Raw genomic sequence first — 262 nt, 5'->3', positions numbered from 1 at the left:
CTTGCGCACTATCAGTATCATTGAGGTTGCTATCAGCGCGAATCATCGTCACTGCCAACTGCTGACCTGCATCGATATCTTGCAGCAACTGATTTTGATCGAACAACAGCCCACTACGCCTAATTGCAATTTTTTGGCTAGCAAGCATTGATCCTGCAACCACAGTAATACTCACTACCAGTAATAAGATAGTCAGCAGCGCAACACCGCGTTGAGAGTTCGCAGTCATCGACATACATAGCCTTTGTTATTGAGCAATTGA

The 262-nt window shown here is 45.0% G+C and carries 1 protein-coding gene; it reads right to left on the bottom strand.

From position 1 onward, the window contains the following. On the bottom strand, positions 1 to 229 hold a 229-nt coding region (locus SB725_RS32000), incomplete at its 3' end, for a hypothetical protein (protein ID WP_410923489.1). Between the last annotated feature and the right edge of the window lie 33 nt (positions 230 to 262).

This window comes from Pseudomonas sp. SIMBA_041 (assembly GCF_046535095.1).
Classification (GTDB): Bacteria; Pseudomonadota; Gammaproteobacteria; order Pseudomonadales; family Pseudomonadaceae; genus Aquipseudomonas; species Aquipseudomonas mucoides.
The sequence above is the reverse complement of the archived record's forward strand: the minus strand, read 5'-3'. Positions and strand labels throughout refer to the sequence as shown.